Here is a 15,544-nt window from a genome sequence, read left to right as displayed (position 1 = left end):
AAATCCCTCGGCGTTCGCGCTGTGCCGGTTCAAGTCCGGCCCGGGGCACCATCTTTATTTTACCTAATAGGTAAAAAAGAAAATAGAATTAAAAGATATGGCTAATAAGCGATATCTACAGATGGTGTCTTACCCATCGCAAGAAATTGCGTGCCCTGGTGGTGGAATTGGTAGACACAAGGGATTTAAAATCCCTCGGCGTTCGCGCTGTGCCGGTTCAAGTCCGGCCCGGGGCACCATCTATAAAAAAAGCTCATCATTAGATGAGCTTTTTTTTCGTCTGTAATATGGATACATTAAAGAAAAAAGAGCCGAAAGGCTCTTTTTTGTTATTTATCGCTATCAGTACCGAAGCGAATGATGCAACTTTTAGCAAATTCGGTTGCTTCGTTCGCTGTCCAATCACCTTTTGGCTTTTCTTTTAATTGGTTACACCAATCTTCACTACCTACCTCTGGTGTACATGCAGAAAGTAATGTTACAGCGCCTAATAAAATAAATAACTTCTTCATAAAAATCCTTTATTACTGATTAATCATCAGCTTTAGCTTTAAATTTTTGTGATTACTCACAATCTTGCAAGAATGGCTGAAAGGTCACGTATTAGCAAATTTTAAAAAGTGTTTTATGTGAGAATTATGTAAGATTTCAATAACAAAGGTAAAGACAGGTTTGCTAAACACAAATACTCTGATGCTTCGGAGGGCTAAGATAATTATTGATAGCCAGTGATCTGGCATGATTGCAAGGAGAGCATGATGAAATTAAATTGTGATATGGGCGAAAGCTTTGGTGCTTGGAATATGGGTGATGATGCTGCAGTGATGCCATGGATCAATATGGCGAATATTGCGTGCGGTTTTCATGCATCCGATCCGACAGTAATGGCAAAAACGATTGCTTTAGCTAAACATCATGATGTGACCATAGGTGCTCACCCTGGGTATAACGATAAAGAAGGGTTTGGACGACGACCTATTCCTCATACGTTGGATGAAATCAGTCATAGTGTGGCTTACCAAGTAGGGGCTCTAGATGCCTTATGTCGTCTGAATGCTGTGACTATTACGTATGTGAAGCCTCATGGCGCGTTATATAACCAAATGATGCAAGATCCTGAAATTTTCGAAGTCATTGTTTCTACTATCGCAAAACTTAATACTTCCCGTGCACTTCCTCTTTCTCTTATGGTCCTGTCACGAGCAAATAATGAGGCATATATTCAAATAGCCGAACAAAAGGGGGTTTCTTTACTTTTTGAAGCGTTTGCAGATAGGGCTTACACAACCGAAGGGTTATTGATTCCACGACATGAAACTGGTGCAGTACATCACCATCCTGATTTGATAAAAGCGCAAGTATTACAACTCGCTCAAGGTAAAGTGAAAACCCAGAGTGGGAAATTATTAACATTACAGGTTGATACCATTTGTGTGCATGGTGATAACCCTGAATCAATTGCGACAATTAAAGAGATCGCCCTGTTATTAAAGTCAGCAAATGATAATAAATAGGACGTTATTATGCTTATTAGTCGGTTAACTGAATCAGCCATGATGGTGGAATTTGGGCAGCAAATTACCGCTGAAACAACATCCATGATTGCTGACTACGTAACGTTTATTAAAACACAATATAGTCGTGAATTAATCGATATTACTCCCTCGTATACTAAGGTGATGCTACATTTTCGGCTGGACTGTAATTGTTATTCTTTATTGGTTGCGACAAGCGAACAATGGTTTGCAGATCATCAGCAAAGTCATAAAGGCTCTTGCCATTCAACATCAAAACTACATCAATTACCTGTTTATTATCATTCAGATGTTGCGCCAGATTTAGCGACTGTTGCCGAGCATAGCCAGCTAACAGAGCAACAAGTCATTACTCGACATAGCGATAAAATCTATCAAGTCGGTGCGATTGGTTTTACTGCTGGGTTTGCTTTTTTATCTACGGTGGATGATGAAATCGCAATGCCTAGATTGTCATCACCTCGACTTCAAATACCAGCAGGAAGCGTCGGAATTGCCGATAACCAAACCGCAATATATCCCGATCAAAGTCCTGGAGGCTGGCATATTATTGGTAATTGTCCGCAATCCTTATTTTTAGCTGATCAGTACCCGTTATCTATTTTTTCAATTGGCGATCAGGTGCAATTTTTTGCGATCACCAAACAAGAATTTTTAGATCTAGGAGGGCAGTTATGGAAGCGTTAGAGATCATTGAATCAGGTATGCTAATGCAGTTGCAAGATCTTGGTCGTTATGGTGTTGCAGAGCATGGATTAAGCCAAGGTGGCGCAATGGATCTTCATGCTTTCTGCTGGGGGAATTTATTGTTAAATAATGATCCTAATGCGGCTCAAATAGAGATCACATTAGGACAAGTCAGTTTTAACGTTCTCACCGATTGTACTATCGCTCTCACTGGGGCTGATATGCAAGCCAAGGTTGATGGAAGAAAGATCATGCCTTGGCAAACGGTACGCTTATTGAGTGGGCAAGTATTGCAGTTGGGTTATGCACGGCAGGGATTAAGAGCATATTTGGCAATTGACGGTGGATTTTGTGTTAAAGAAAGTCTAGGTAGTGTATCGACAGTAGCTAGGAATCATCTGGGCGGTTTTGATGGTACGGGTCAGTCACTAAAAGAGGGGAAACGACTTTCTAAATATGGTGGAAACAACGTTTATCATTTTCAAGCAGTACCCGCACGCTATATACCCAATTATGCGGAAAAGTTAACGGTATCTATTATTGAATCATATCAAGCAGAGTGGTTTTCTCCACAGCAAAAGCAGCAGTTTTATCAGTCAGAATATCAAGTGAGTCAACATAGTGATCGCATGGGTTATCGGCTTGTAGGGGAAAAGATCCTCCCAAATAAGGCAACATTGATCTCTCAACCTATAGCAAAGGGAGCGGTGCAATTTCCAGCGGCAGGAGAGCCCATTATTTTACTCAATGATCGACAAACGTTGGGGGGATATCCTATTTTAGGTTGCATTACTCAGCGCGATCTTAATTTGGTTAGTCAATTAAAACCGGGAGATTCAATCCGATTTTCGCCATTAAGCCCAGAGCTATTTGAACTTGAGTTACAGAAATGGTTTACTTTCTGTCGATTCTTTAATGTTTTCAATTGTGGTAACGAAAAGAAATAAAGGTGATTGGATGTATATTTTTGGCTATGGAAGCCTGATCAATAAATACTCGCGAAACCGTACAGGTAATACTGGTAAATCTTATCCTGCATTAGTGCATGGTTTACAGCGTTCATGGGGCAATGTTGATGGCAGTTATCCTATCGCACCTTTAGTTGTTAAGCCGGGACAAGGTGTCTGTAATGGCGTGTTAATTGAAGTTGATGAAAAAGGTTTGAGAGACTTTGATCAAAGAGAACATGGCTATCAACGTATTCAAATTACCGCACAACAAATTGAATTATTAGAAAATACGCAGCTCACATTATCTGAACCAGTTTGGGTGTATATCAATAATAGTGCTTTACCGCCTTGTCAGCAGTTCCCTATTACACAAACCTATGTTGATACGGTTTTAGCGGGATGCTTATCTATTTCACATCAATTTGCAGAGATGTTCGTCGCAACGACGACTGGCTGGCAATACCCTTATCAAAATGATCGTCATGCGCCCAAATATGGCAACTTAGCTGGCGTTTATGATACAGATCGAAAGCAGATTGATGTACTCATTGAAAATACGATTTCAGGTAATTAACAATCTATTCATCGTCATAAGGTAAGCGAGATCAACGGTGGCAAAACCGAATAAAAAAGGGCCGACAAAAACAGTCGATATTTTTTGTACTAAATGTAAAACGCTCTTATTTAAGTATCGAAAAGGTGGGAAAGGGGCGCTAGTAAAGTGTTTTAAAGAAAGAATTGTAAAAGATTTTACGATTGAGCCTGCAACATGCCCTGAATGTGGTTTGGTATTTGGGCGTGATACGTTAGTGAGAGGTACACCTGCATTTAAAATCATTGGCGGAAAAGTGACGATGAAGTAAATAAAAGCCGAGTCATAAGTGAATAACTCGGCCTTTCGATGCTAGTGATTATTACTGTTTGAATAACTGCTTTGGCGGGCAATCAATCTTTTGGCTCATCAGTACGGCTTCCAAATCGACAATTTTACGGTGATAGGTTGCTTTTACGAGTTGATAATCAAGTGATGGTGCAAACCATAGTGAAAGTTGGCGATCGCTCTTTCTCGTTTGGTTAACGCGAATAGTGTCTAGAGTGCCAAAATTAGTTTTGATTGTTTCATTACCCGCTACCGTAAAATAATAGTGGCTGGTTTCGTCACTGTTTTGCATGATGAAATCAAAGTTCTTTTTACCTTCAATTAAATCAAGACGCATTTGACTACCAATTGTGTCACCATCAATAATAGGAGCTAAATCACTGGTATATTTCTGCGTTTTTCCATCTTCAGTCACTGTTGAGTTATGGCCATCGTTACTAAAAGTTGCACTCACATTGCCGGCCATTAGTCCGGTGATAGTGCGCTGAAATTTATCAGTGATGAAACGTTGAGCTGCATTTGACCAGTGTAGTTGTGAATGAGAGTTCATTTTTGATTTAGTAATTAAAACATCAACTTCGCTGGTGGTATAAATATCAGCGCTATCACCTTTCCAAACAATACGACGTTGATAATGACCAATTTTCTGACCTTTAAAAAATACATTGTAATTTAAAGTCTTTTTGCATTGATGGAATTGGTTTGGAAAAGAATAGGTGGCATGACTTTCTTTTTGTAGTGCCGTTGAAGTATTACTTGTCGGTGCTGCAATGGCAGTCACGCTCAATAAAGATAAAACCGACGTAGTAAATAAAGACAATAGACGCACAGGTACTCCTACAACATTTAGATATAACGAACAATAGCGTTTTATAGTTTAACAGGTTTGGTAACAAGATGATCATGTAGCATGTATTTTATGCAGAAAGCTATCCCGCACATATGACTTATTTATTGAAGGTTGCGAATGTATTTTTATACGTAATTATTAATAATAGGAATGAAATGAAATAAAAATTTAACTTATTATTATTTCTTTTTAAATCATGAATTTATGTTTTTCACTCTCAGTGCTTGCAATATTTTTCTTTTAATAAAAAAATAACGTGTTGTTATTTAAAGAAATTTATTTTGGTACACATACCTGATTGCTATGACACTATTAATACAGTAATTTGACGTTTAGTGTGGGCACGCCTATTTTTTATACGTTTATGTCTAAAGAAAGAGGAGTGTGTGATGAAAAAAATGAACTCGTCATATCGGTTACAGATCATCAAAGAAGTTGCTACTCGACATCGAATGAAATCGACAGATGATCCTATGGCGATGCATATATCACAGCTACTAGAAAGTCATAATAATGAAAGCCCCATAAAGCCAATAGCAACATTTGATGATAGTCATTATGATGATAATGCGGGCGGCTGGGTGAGTAATTTGTGGGGTGATGAAAAATAAATTGGACAGTGATAATCTCGGGAAGTGATGGATGAGGTACGATTATGTTCGTACCTTTTTTGATACATTCAAATCAGCCATTAAAGAATACCTTTTTCTTTGTCTGTAGCTGGAACAAATTTTGTGTCTGATGTACATTGCGGTGTCTTTATATATTTAGGCTGATTGATGAATTACACCGACCTTGATAATTACACGCGAAAGTGGATTTTTACCCATGCTTCAATGCCTGTTCCTACAACAGATCTTGAGCAAATAAAACCGTTAACCCAAGCGCGTTCTTCGCAATTATGGCAAGAACATATTAGTAAGCAGAGTCCAGATTCTGATCACTTTGAGCATGGTGATTGGGCTGCAGATGCAAAAATTTGGTCAGAGCCTGAAGACTGGCAAGATGCTTGGGATAACGATGATGATACATCATTGCCAGAGGCTATTTTAGCTGCTTTGCAATGGGAAGATAATACAACGATTTATTTCTGCTACGAAAAGTACAATATTGTAGAAACTAAATGGGGTGTATTTAAGCGTAACTGGAAAAACTTCTTATTTTTTGATGATGGTCCAATTCTATTGGGTCGCAAACAAAAACAAGCGCTATGGTTTCAATCCAATGGCACTTATCAGTTAGCGTCACGCCCATAATTTTCTTACGCCCTGTGATTTTTATTTTTGTAAATCACGGGGCGTTGTTATTTATGTGCTTCACCAATGGGTTGTAATTGCTTTATGATCTGTTGAATATTCTCTAATGCAATGTGTAAGTTATTGGTTGAGGAATGAACCGAACCTTCTTTTGTTATTAATTGCTGGTTTAACGGCTCACCCAACGCAATAAAAAAACGTGCGCTGTGGTTTGTGGTTGTTACTGTTATAGGTAATTGTGAGTGAGAAAATATTCCCATTTGATTTGGATGTAGTTGATTGTTTGCGATATAGGCTTGCCCTGAGCGTAAATAAATAAAACCGGCAACATGGGTTTCTGGAGGTGTAAATGTCCAACTACCGTACGACGTTACAATAATATCAAGATAGATAATATTGCAGTTGTGTTTTACGGGGCTTTCCACATCATAATACTGACCAATAAGTACTTTTGTTGTCGCGTGTGTACTTTCAATGAGAGGAAGTTTTTCACTAGCAATATGAATACTTGATGGCGTCGCCATTTCACCTTTTTTACCTGAAGGAGAAGCGGTCCACATTTGAAATGCTTCTGCGACACCATGATGAGGTTTCATCAATGATTTATGCACTATGCCATGACCACAAGTAGTAAGGTGAATATCACCTGTTTGAATGTGATCTTTACCGTTGATACTGTCATTGCTTTGGATTGATCCGACAACGGGATAGCTAACCGCATCGATACCTGAATGACCGTGAAAGTCTAATTCATTATGTGATTGGTTATTGGATAAATAATGATCCCAAAGGATAAAGGGATTGGTATCAGGTAGGTGGTGGGTATCGATATAAGTGATAATGGCACCGTGTTTTATACCATGCCGAATTACTGCAATTTTTCTAGTCATTGCTATTGTTACCTGTTTTCGTAAGGCTAGAAAACAAGCCTATGTATCATGCCATTACAAATTAATATTCAGCTCTTATTTAGCCTAGTTGTTTACTCGCTGATCTGCTGCATTATTAGCAACAAAAATTTTATTACTGATAAAATGATAGGTGAATATTAAACGCTTTATGCTTATTTGTATTACAATATCAAGATTAAATAGATACTCAATATTTACGAAATAATAGGAAACACGAATGACTTTTTCTTTTGGTAGCTTGTTTAAACAGCAGGCATTTATTAATGGCCAATGGAGTGACGCCTTTTCTGGTAAAACGGTAAATATTACCAATCCGGCGACAGATGAAGTTATTGGTCATGTTCCCCTTATGGGTGTAGAAGAAACAAATATCGCCATTGATGCTGCAGATAAAGCGTATCGATTGTGGTCAAAAACAACAGCTAAACATCGTTCGGTGATCTTACGTCAGTGGTATGAGTTAATTGTTTCACACAGTGATGAATTAGCTCATATTCTTACTGCCGAGCAAGGTAAACCATTGGCTGAAGCGAAGGGTGAAATTGCCTATGCGGCGAGTTTTGTTGAATGGTATGCAGAAGAAGCTAAGCGTCTAAACGGCGAGATCATTCCAAGCCATAAAGAAGATGCCCGTATTTTAGTTTCTCGCCAGCCTGTTGGTGTGGTTGCTGCCATAACACCATGGAACTTTCCTGCTGCAATGATCACACGTAAATGTGGTCCAGCTTTTGCAGCGGGTTGCTCCGTTGTATTAAAACCAGCCCCCGATACTCCTTATACTGCATTTGCCCTCGCAGAACTTGCGCATCGGGCGGGTATTCCTGCTGGATTGTTTAATGTTATTACGGGAGATGCCATCAAAATTGGCGCAGAGCTTATGAGTAATAAGCGAGTTCGCAAAGTTTCATTCACAGGCTCTACTGCAATCGGTAAGCTTTTGATGGCACAGTCAGCAGCGACGGTTAAGAAAGTGTCTTTGGAGTTAGGTGGTAACGCGCCATTTATTGTGTTTGATGATGCCGATTTATCTCGCGCGATTGATGGGGTGATGGTTTCTAAGTTTCGTAATGCAGGTCAGACATGCGTGTGTACTAACCGTATTTATGTTCACAGTGATGTGTACCAGCAGTTTGTAGAAAAGCTAGCTGAAAAAGTATCGGCACTAATAGTGGGTCATGGTATTGATAATAGTGTTACCATTGGCCCGTTGATAAACCGAGCTGCGGTTGAGAAAGTCGAAAAACACATTAACGACGCGATGATGAAAGGGGCAAACTTAGTTATAGGTACACGAGAGCCTTCAACAAGCTGCTTTGTTCAGCCTACGGTGCTAAGTAATGTAACCGATAATATGTTAGTGGCGAGTGAAGAAACCTTTGGTCCGTTAGCTGCTGTGTTTAAGTTCACTGATGAACAAGATGTTATTGCACGCGCTAATAATACCGATTCAGGTCTTGCTGCTTACGTTTATACACAATCATTATCACGTGCATTTCGCGTTAGTGAGGCATTGGAATATGGCATGGTGGGAGTCAATGAGGGGTTAATTTCGACTGAAGTTGCGCCTTTTGGTGGGGTTAAAGAATCAGGTATTGGTCGAGAAGGTGCTCATCAAGGTTTAGAAGAATATACTGAGATGAAATATACCCTAATGGGTGGTTTGTAGCGTTTTTATTATTATTTTAGCGTGATGTTAGCAAGCTGAGTTACACTGAGTTTCTCAGCTTTGTTTTTTCTATTATGCTTGGATACTATTTTCTGTGGTACGCATGAGTTCACCTTCATTTACATTTTCAACAATAAAACCTTACTGGACTACCTTCACTTTATTTCTGATTTTCTTTTTTGCTTTTCCAGCTCAGGCTATTCCTTTAGTTGGGTCTGCATGTTTGATTCGATACGGTGATAAAGTTGTTGTTATAAAAGAAGAAATATCAGGTAAATTAGCTTTACCTGGTGGTCGAATTGATCCTACGAATAGCCCTGAGCAGGCTGCTGTACGTGAAGTATACGAAGAAATAGGCATTCATGTCGATGCGGTGAAATTGCTAAAATTGCGAGGTAATACGACATTATTTGCGTGTGTAGCGAAACAGCCCATTCCAACGACACTGATTACATCTTATACCCAACCGTTAACAACGACAGAAAGTGATGATTTGCTAATTAGTACTTGGCAAGCGAAGCATTTTACCAAAGAAGTGAAGCGTGCGTATTTATTGTCAGCTGAAAACATTACGCCAAAAGATTATCGCTACCCTAATGATGTACCATTGATCCAACACTTATTACCGCAAGTACCCAATAGTGAAATTACCGTCAACGCCGCAGATTATGATGCGGTGAGTAGGCTACATCAATGGGAACTGACACAGATAAAGTCGTTTCAGCAGGAAATTAAATCCATGCCTGACAGTGACCAATCACTTTTTCAACAAGTGATATCTGTGTTTAACTTGCCCGGTGAAAAGTTGTTTATTGGTTTGTTATTGCTCGTTGTTACCGTCGGTTTTGGTGTGACTGCAATGTTGTATTTATCAAGTGTGCTCGTGTCTGTCACTTTTATTGCTTCGGTAATGAAATTAGCATTAGCATCACCGCGTCCATTTTATATTTGGCCTGAGTTACAACAAACTGCAGCCAGTGGTTTTGGTTTGCCGAGCGGTCATACATTAATGGCAACGGTGTTATGGGGATTGCTTTGGTATAATTTACCGTTACTGATTCATCGTTATCGATCTAATTTTATTTCAAATCCAAGAGCGTTTCGCATAAAGACACTGCCGCTGTTGATTATTGCGATTAGTTTACAAGCTATCGCAAGGGTTTGGCTCGGTGTGCATTTTATCTCAGATACGTTACTGGGCTTGGGGGTTGGGATAGTGCTTTTAGTCTTGCTTATTTGGTGGCAACGTTCAGGCTTAGCCTATCAGCACGTTCGTAATTGGCAGTTCTGGGCACTATTTAGCGTAATAATCGCTCTTGGTGTGAGCTATTTTCAAGTCCCTCAGCAAGTGTATTTATTGGCCTGTACGCTTGCAATGAGTGCCGCTGTCTTTATTGATAGAGGCCGATCACGACAAACAATTACTTACCCTCAAAAAATAAAATTAGCAGTGGCGCTACTAGGCTCTGTATTGGCGATTGGATTTTTGAGCTCATTATGTGTAGAGCTCGTGATAAGTACAGTCGCTATATTATTGATAAAAACATTAACTATTATCGTCATGGTTATGGCGTGCGTACTGATGACAGTGCATAGCTACCGTTTGAAATAAGTACTTTCAAGGTGGAAGTGGTATTTATAAACCATGATTGTTTGTTTTGTTCTATCGCGTTGTAAGGTAAAGTAAAGTGATAATAATATCTAAAATTGATTTGCCGATGATCGAATTTATAACGATCAGGCTATAAATATTAAATGAGAGAAGGCCAGTAGTCGTAGGACACGACTCCGCTATAAGTGATAGCGTACACTGGAGAAGGAGCACAATGTTACCAGCATTAACCCATCAGCACAGTATCGAGCAACTGGTGCTGTCATTCCTTGACGATTTATCCGCGGCAGGTTTTCGAGGCGAGATAGAGAAAACCTATGCGAGTCGACTCGCTGTTGCGACAGATAATAGCGTCTATCAAGTTATTCCTCAGGCCGTTATCTTACCTAAAGATATCGATGATCTGGTGTTAATTGGTCAAATTGGTCAACAGAAAAACTATCAAAAAATCACCTTTTCTCCTCGTGGGGGCGGTACGGGAACCAATGGCCAATCATTGACTCCTGGTGTAGTTGTCGATATTTCACGCCATATGAATAAGGTACTGGAAGTTAATCCTGAACAAGGTTGGGTTCGAGTACAAACAGGTGTCGTAAAAGATCAACTTAACGATGCGTTACGTCCTCATGGTTATTTTTTCTCTCCTGATTTATCAACCAGTAACCGCGCTACCGTGGGCGGTATGATCAACACTGATGCTTCGGGTCAAGGGTCGTTAAAATACGGAAAAACGTCTGATCATGTATTGTCCTTAACGGCAGTTCTTGTTGATGGCTCAGTATTAAAAACTGAAGCATTAGATGAGGCGCAAATAGAGTCGATATCAGGTGATGACCTCGCTGCAAAAGTGGTTAAAACCTCTGCGCAAATATGTCGTGAAAAACGCCAACAAATTATTGATAAGTTTCCCCCTCTTAACCGCTTTTTAACGGGTTATGATTTAAAAAATGTTTATGACGATGAACTAACACAATTTGATATTGGTCGTTTGTTGTGTGGTGCAGAAGGTTCGCTTGCGTTTATTGCAGAAGCGAAACTGAATATTACGCCGATCCCGAAATCACGAACGCTTGTAAATATTAAATACGATAGCTTTGATTCAGCGCTACGTAATGCGCCAATGATGGTTGAAGCTAAAGCGCTGTCGGTAGAAACCATCGATTCCAAAGTATTGAATCTCGCAAAACAAGATATCGTTTGGAATACTGTTAGCGACTTATTAACCGATGTTCCTGGCAAAGAAATGCTAGGGATCAATATGGTTGAGTATGCAAGTAATGATATTGCCGAGAATCAACAACAGGTAAAAGCATTATGTGAACGACTCGATGCCATGATAACGGCTAATGAAGCAGGCATTATTGGCTATCAAGTATGTGAAGAGCTGGCGAGCATCCAAAAAATTTACACCATGCGTAAAAAAGCCGTAGGTTTATTGGGTGCAGCAAAAGGTAGTCAAAAACCTATCGCATTTGCTGAAGATACCTGTGTGCCTCCTGAAAATTTAGCTGATTTTATTGCTGAATTCCGTCAGCTACTTAATGAAAAACAATTAAACTATGGCATGTTTGGCCACGTTGATGCGGGTGTTTTACACGTTCGTCCTGCACTTGATATGTGCGATCCAGAGCAAGAGCGCTTGATGAAAGAAGTCTCTGATCAAGTTGTTGAGCTGGTGGCAAAATATGGCGGATTGATGTGGGGCGAACACGGTAAAGGCTTCCGCTCTGAATATGGTCCGGCTTTCTTTGGTGATGAGTTATTCACAGAATTACGTCGAATAAAATCTGCGTTTGATCCACACAATCGTTTAAACCCGGGTAAAATTTGTACGCCATTAGAGAGCGATGATCAATTAGTGAAGGTTGATGATCGTAAGCGTGGTTTTTATGATCGTCAGATCCCCGTAACAACACGAGATAGTTTTAAACAAGCGATGGAATGTAATGGTAATGGCTTGTGTTTTAACTACGACACAAGCTCACCTATGTGTCCATCGATGAAGATCACCGCAGATCGTCGTCATTCTCCGAAAGGGCGGGCAGGACTGGTTCGTGAATGGCTACGTCAATTAGCAGAGCAGGGCGTTAACGCTGACGAGTTAGAACATAAGTTATTGACCACGACACCGACGATTAAACAGATCATTGATCGTCTAAAAAATACTTATGGTGAACGTCGTAAGCAATATGATTACTCTCATGAAGTGATGGAAGCGATGAATGGTTGTTTAGCATGTAAAGCATGTGCAAGCCAGTGTCCAATCAAAGTGGATGTTCCAAGCTTCCGCTCACGCTTTATGAATATCTATTACAGCCGTTATCAACGCCCAGCGAAAGATTATTTAGTTGCGTATGTTGAAAACTATTTACCGTTAATGGCAAAAGCACCTGGGGTGATGAATGCCTTAACACGCCCAGAGTGGTCGAAAAAACTCACTGAAAAAGCGATTGGTTATGTTGATATGCCGTTATTGTCGTTGCCGACATTAACCGAGCAACTTGATGGACACCATGCGCTACGTTTTGATCTGCAATGGTTACAAGCGTTATCAGAGCAAGAGCGGCAGAATTATGTACTGATTGTTCAAGATCCGTTTACCAGCTTCTATGATGCCGAAGTGGTAAAAGATTTCATTATTTTGACTGAAAAACTGGGTAAAAAGCCAATTTTGGTGCCATTTAAACCAAATGGTAAAGCGCAGCATGTAAAAGGTTTCTTGCGTCAGTTTGCGAAAACCGCTCGTAACACCGCTGATTTCCTAAACCAACTAGCGGTGCTGAATATTCCAATGGTGGGTGTCGATCCAGCGCTCGTGCTTTGTTACCGTGATGAATATGCCGAAGTACTAAAAGAAACCCGTGGTAACTTTGAAGTGTTAACCGCACATGAGTGGTTATTACCATTACTGCCAGAGTTAAAGCAATATCAAGCGACAGATGGACAACCTTGGTATTTATTTGCTCATTGTACTGAAAAAACTAAGATGCCTAATGCTGAAAAGCAGTGGGGGACGATATTTAGTCACTTTGGTATAGCGCTTCAATCTGTTGCTGTAGGTTGTTGTGGTATGGCTGGAACATTCGGCCATGAAAAAGATAAGTTAGAAACCTCTAAAGGGGTGTATAACTTAAGCTGGAAACCGAATATCGATAAATTAGACTCTGCACGTTGCCTGGCAACTGGATACTCTTGTCGAAGCCAAGTGAAGCGTTTTGAGCATATTAAATTTAAGCACCCAGTACAGGCTTTATTACAAGCGGTACAAAATGTTTAGTTAACTTAATATCGAGATAATAAAAAAGCGAGCTTAGCTCGCTTTTTTTGTCTCTCTTCAATCTAGATAAGTTGATATAAAGAGATATCTAATTTCGGTAAATAACAATGATATTAATCGTTATTTGGCGCTAACCAACGGTAAACAAGACCGGCAAGTAATGCACCGATAAGTGGTGCAACCCAGAACATCCAAAGTTGAGATGTTGCCCAGTCACCAACAAACAAAGCAGGACCTGTACTACGTGCAGGGTTAACCGATGTGTTTGTTACAGGGATACTGATTAGGTGGATCAGTGTTAGCGCAAGACCAATTGCTAAACCAGCCATTTGTGGTGATGCTAGCTTATGGGTCGCACCTAAGATCACGAATAGGAACATAAATGTCATTACTACTTCAGTAACAAAAGAAGATAATAATGAATAGTGACCTGGTGAGTGTTCGCCATAACCGTTTGATGCGAAACCGCCTGCTAGATCGAAACCTGCGTGACCACTTGCAATAACGTAAAGTACAGCAGCACCAGCGATACCACCAAGAACTTGAGAAATAACATAAGGAATAACTTCACCAGTAGGGAAGCGATTACCCGCCCATAGACCGACAGTGACCGCTGGGTTTAAGTGGCAGCCAGAAATATGACCAATCGCGTATGCCATAGTTACAACAGTCAAACCGAATGCTAGTGCTACACCAAGGAAGCCGATGCCTAGATCAGGATAAGCTGCAGCTAGAACCGCACTACCACAACCACCTAGCACTAACCAGAATGTACCGATAAACTCGGCAACCAATTTTCTCATCATATTTCTTTTCCTTATTTTATAAAAACGACGCACATAATGGATTAAAAACACCGTTCAATCTAGCTATGTCCATATAATTTAAAGATAAATTATCTTTATTTATCTTAATTCAACTAAATTCACAGAAGTGAATTACTAGCTATAAGCATAATAAGTGTAGCAATCGATTTGTGTTTGTCAGATATAAATTCAATAAATCAGTGACTTATGTGTAATTAGAATGTTCTGTTATTATGCGGCATGTTTTTTAAGTGATTGTTCTTTAATCTGATTAAATAAGATTCGACTATCAGCGATTAATTCACTATGGGTATCTGTCCAGTGTCGTAATTGAATTGCACCATCATGTGTTTCAGTTAATAGGGTGCAATTTTCAACCCAATCACCACAATTGGCATACATAATACCGTCACAATGTCGAAGATCTGGCTGGTGGATATGGCCGCATATAATCCCATCAACTTGATGGTTTTTAGCATGAGTTATCGCTGCTAGACGAAAACGAGCAATGGCTTGATGTGCTTTGTCGACTCGCTGTTTTATGTATGTTGCTAAGGACCAGTAAGGTTTATTCATTTTTCTGCGAATATGGTGTAGCCAGCGATTGAGAAAAAGTAGGAAGTCATAGCCTTTATCACCTAAATAGCTATGAAAACTATTAACAGTAACTAAATCATCAAATTCATCACCGTGTAATGCCAGTATTTTTTCTCCAGTCGCAGTGATATGAATATAGTGGCGTTCGAGTTGTATATGACCAAAATCGTAATGTAGAAAGTCACGAATTTTTTCATCGTGATTGCCTGGAATATAGATGATTTTACAACCGTGATGGGCCTTATCAAGTAAGAGATTGAGGAGAGCATGGTGGCTTTGAGGCCAGTAAGTACGATTTTTTTGAGACCACAAATCAATAATATCACCAACTAAAATAATGGTTTCAGCTTGGTTATGTTCAAAAAAATTGAGCAGATAATCAATTTTACAATCACGGTTACCTAAATGGAGATCAGATAGCCATAAGGTGCGATAGGTATTGATATTCATGATTTTTAAACACTCTTTTTAGGATGAATTTTTACGCTATCGCGGTTTTATGACTCTTCAGTTGCTA

The 15,544-nt window shown here is 39.7% G+C and carries 15 protein-coding genes and 1 tRNA gene; 11 read left to right on the top strand and 5 right to left on the bottom strand.

Annotated features, from left to right (window positions below; translation table 11 throughout):
- Positions 1 to 152 precede the first annotated feature (152 nt).
- Positions 153 to 239 (top strand) — tRNA-Leu (locus I3259_RS09600).
- Positions 240 to 329: 90 nt separating this feature from the next.
- Here I3259_RS09600 and I3259_RS09595 read toward each other — a convergent pair.
- Positions 330 to 512, bottom strand: coding sequence for a DUF3012 domain-containing protein (locus I3259_RS09595; RefSeq protein ID WP_005368573.1), 183 nt, complete (start codon positions 510 to 512; stop codon positions 330 to 332).
- A 246-nt stretch (positions 513 to 758) separates the two neighbouring features.
- On the opposite strand from I3259_RS09595, the gene I3259_RS09590 reads away from it, so the two are divergent.
- From I3259_RS09590 to I3259_RS09570, 5 genes are read left to right on the top strand one after another with little or no spacing between them, the layout of a single operon-like run.
- Entirely contained in the window at positions 759 to 1,514 is a 756-nt protein-coding gene (locus I3259_RS09590) for a 5-oxoprolinase subunit PxpA (RefSeq protein ID WP_238029414.1), read from the top strand.
- A 9-nt stretch (positions 1,515 to 1,523) separates the two neighbouring features.
- Positions 1,524 to 2,222 (top strand): 5-oxoprolinase subunit PxpB, encoded by a 699-nt coding sequence (pxpB, locus tag I3259_RS09585; protein ID WP_238029413.1) that lies wholly within the window; start codon positions 1,524 to 1,526, stop codon positions 2,220 to 2,222.
- A complete protein-coding gene (locus tag I3259_RS09580; protein ID WP_238029412.1) occupies positions 2,210 to 3,169 on the top strand; it encodes a biotin-dependent carboxyltransferase family protein in 960 nt (319 codons plus the stop codon). The genes pxpB and I3259_RS09580 overlap by 13 nt, the downstream gene beginning before the upstream one ends.
- Before the next feature lie 10 nt (positions 3,170 to 3,179).
- On the top strand, positions 3,180 to 3,746 hold the full coding sequence (locus I3259_RS09575; RefSeq protein ID WP_238029411.1) for a gamma-glutamylcyclotransferase family protein: 567 nt from the start codon (positions 3,180 to 3,182) through the stop codon (positions 3,744 to 3,746).
- A gap of 37 nt (positions 3,747 to 3,783) precedes the next feature.
- Positions 3,784 to 4,035 carry a hypothetical protein gene (locus tag I3259_RS09570; protein ID WP_238029410.1) on the top strand — a complete coding sequence of 84 codons (252 nt, stop codon included), beginning with the start codon at positions 3,784 to 3,786 and terminating at the stop codon, positions 4,033 to 4,035.
- Between the two features lie 51 nt (positions 4,036 to 4,086).
- On the opposite strand, the gene I3259_RS09565 is transcribed toward I3259_RS09570, so the two are convergent.
- A complete protein-coding gene (locus I3259_RS09565) occupies positions 4,087 to 4,881 on the bottom strand; it encodes a DUF3108 domain-containing protein (protein WP_238029409.1) in 795 nt (264 codons plus the stop codon).
- A 410-nt stretch (positions 4,882 to 5,291) separates the two neighbouring features.
- Between I3259_RS09565 and I3259_RS09560 the strand changes: the two genes are divergently transcribed.
- Entirely contained in the window at positions 5,292 to 5,513 is a 222-nt protein-coding gene (locus tag I3259_RS09560) for a hypothetical protein (RefSeq protein WP_238029408.1), read from the top strand.
- Positions 5,514 to 5,681: 168 nt separating this feature from the next.
- Entirely contained in the window at positions 5,682 to 6,158 is a 477-nt protein-coding gene (locus I3259_RS09555) for a DUF2947 domain-containing protein (protein ID WP_238029407.1), read from the top strand.
- A gap of 47 nt (positions 6,159 to 6,205) precedes the next feature.
- Here I3259_RS09555 and I3259_RS09550 read toward each other — a convergent pair whose 3' ends face one another.
- Complete coding sequence (locus I3259_RS09550; RefSeq protein WP_238029406.1) at positions 6,206 to 7,048, bottom strand: pirin family protein; 843 nt, start codon at positions 7,046 to 7,048, stop codon at positions 6,206 to 6,208.
- Between the two features lie 238 nt (positions 7,049 to 7,286).
- On the opposite strand from I3259_RS09550, the gene I3259_RS09545 reads away from it, so the two are divergent.
- The 3 genes from I3259_RS09545 (at position 7,287) to I3259_RS09535 (ending at position 13,624) form a co-directional block, all read left to right on the top strand.
- Entirely contained in the window at positions 7,287 to 8,735 is a 1,449-nt protein-coding gene (locus I3259_RS09545) for an NAD-dependent succinate-semialdehyde dehydrogenase (RefSeq protein ID WP_238029405.1), read from the top strand.
- 103 nt (positions 8,736 to 8,838) lie between these two features.
- On the top strand, positions 8,839 to 10,347 hold the full coding sequence (locus I3259_RS09540) for a phosphatase PAP2 family protein (protein WP_238029404.1): 1,509 nt from the start codon (positions 8,839 to 8,841) through the stop codon (positions 10,345 to 10,347).
- A gap of 214 nt (positions 10,348 to 10,561) precedes the next feature.
- Positions 10,562 to 13,624, top strand: a complete 3,063-nt coding sequence (locus I3259_RS09535) for an FAD-binding and (Fe-S)-binding domain-containing protein (protein ID WP_238029403.1) — start codon at positions 10,562 to 10,564, stop codon at positions 13,622 to 13,624.
- Positions 13,625 to 13,737: 113 nt separating this feature from the next.
- Here I3259_RS09535 and aqpZ read toward each other — a convergent pair whose 3' ends face one another.
- Positions 13,738 to 14,445 carry an aquaporin Z gene (gene aqpZ / locus I3259_RS09530; RefSeq protein WP_346015694.1) on the bottom strand — a complete coding sequence of 236 codons (708 nt, stop codon included), beginning with the start codon at positions 14,443 to 14,445 and terminating at the stop codon, positions 13,738 to 13,740.
- A gap of 216 nt (positions 14,446 to 14,661) precedes the next feature.
- Positions 14,662 to 15,477 carry a UDP-2,3-diacylglucosamine diphosphatase gene (locus I3259_RS09525; protein ID WP_238029402.1) on the bottom strand — a complete coding sequence of 272 codons (816 nt, stop codon included), beginning with the start codon at positions 15,475 to 15,477 and terminating at the stop codon, positions 14,662 to 14,664.
- Positions 15,478 to 15,544: the final 67 nt, after the last annotated feature.

The sequence above is a fragment of the Photobacterium sp. Ph5 genome (assembly GCF_022129445.1).
Classification (GTDB): Bacteria; Pseudomonadota; Gammaproteobacteria; order Enterobacterales; family Vibrionaceae; genus Photobacterium.
This window is presented reverse-complemented; position numbering and strand designations above follow the sequence as displayed.

Coding starts and splice junctions, on each gene's coding strand:
- I3259_RS09595 (WP_005368573.1), bottom strand. CDS start 512: ATGAAGAAGTTATTTATTTTATTAGGCGCTGTAACATTACTTTCTGCA.
- I3259_RS09590 (WP_238029414.1), top strand. CDS start 759: ATGAAATTAAATTGTGATATGGGCGAAAGCTTTGGTGCTTGGAATATG.
- pxpB (WP_238029413.1), top strand. CDS start 1,524: ATGCTTATTAGTCGGTTAACTGAATCAGCCATGATGGTGGAATTTGGG.
- I3259_RS09580 (WP_238029412.1), top strand. CDS start 2,210: ATGGAAGCGTTAGAGATCATTGAATCAGGTATGCTAATGCAGTTGCAA.
- I3259_RS09575 (WP_238029411.1), top strand. CDS start 3,180: ATGTATATTTTTGGCTATGGAAGCCTGATCAATAAATACTCGCGAAAC.
- I3259_RS09560 (WP_238029408.1), top strand. CDS start 5,292: ATGAAAAAAATGAACTCGTCATATCGGTTACAGATCATCAAAGAAGTT.
- I3259_RS09555 (WP_238029407.1), top strand. CDS start 5,682: ATGAATTACACCGACCTTGATAATTACACGCGAAAGTGGATTTTTACC.
- I3259_RS09550 (WP_238029406.1), bottom strand. CDS start 7,048: ATGACTAGAAAAATTGCAGTAATTCGGCATGGTATAAAACACGGTGCC.
- I3259_RS09545 (WP_238029405.1), top strand. CDS start 7,287: ATGACTTTTTCTTTTGGTAGCTTGTTTAAACAGCAGGCATTTATTAAT.
- I3259_RS09540 (WP_238029404.1), top strand. CDS start 8,839: ATGAGTTCACCTTCATTTACATTTTCAACAATAAAACCTTACTGGACT.
- I3259_RS09535 (WP_238029403.1), top strand. CDS start 10,562: ATGTTACCAGCATTAACCCATCAGCACAGTATCGAGCAACTGGTGCTG.
- I3259_RS09525 (WP_238029402.1), bottom strand. CDS start 15,477: ATGAATATCAATACCTATCGCACCTTATGGCTATCTGATCTCCATTTA.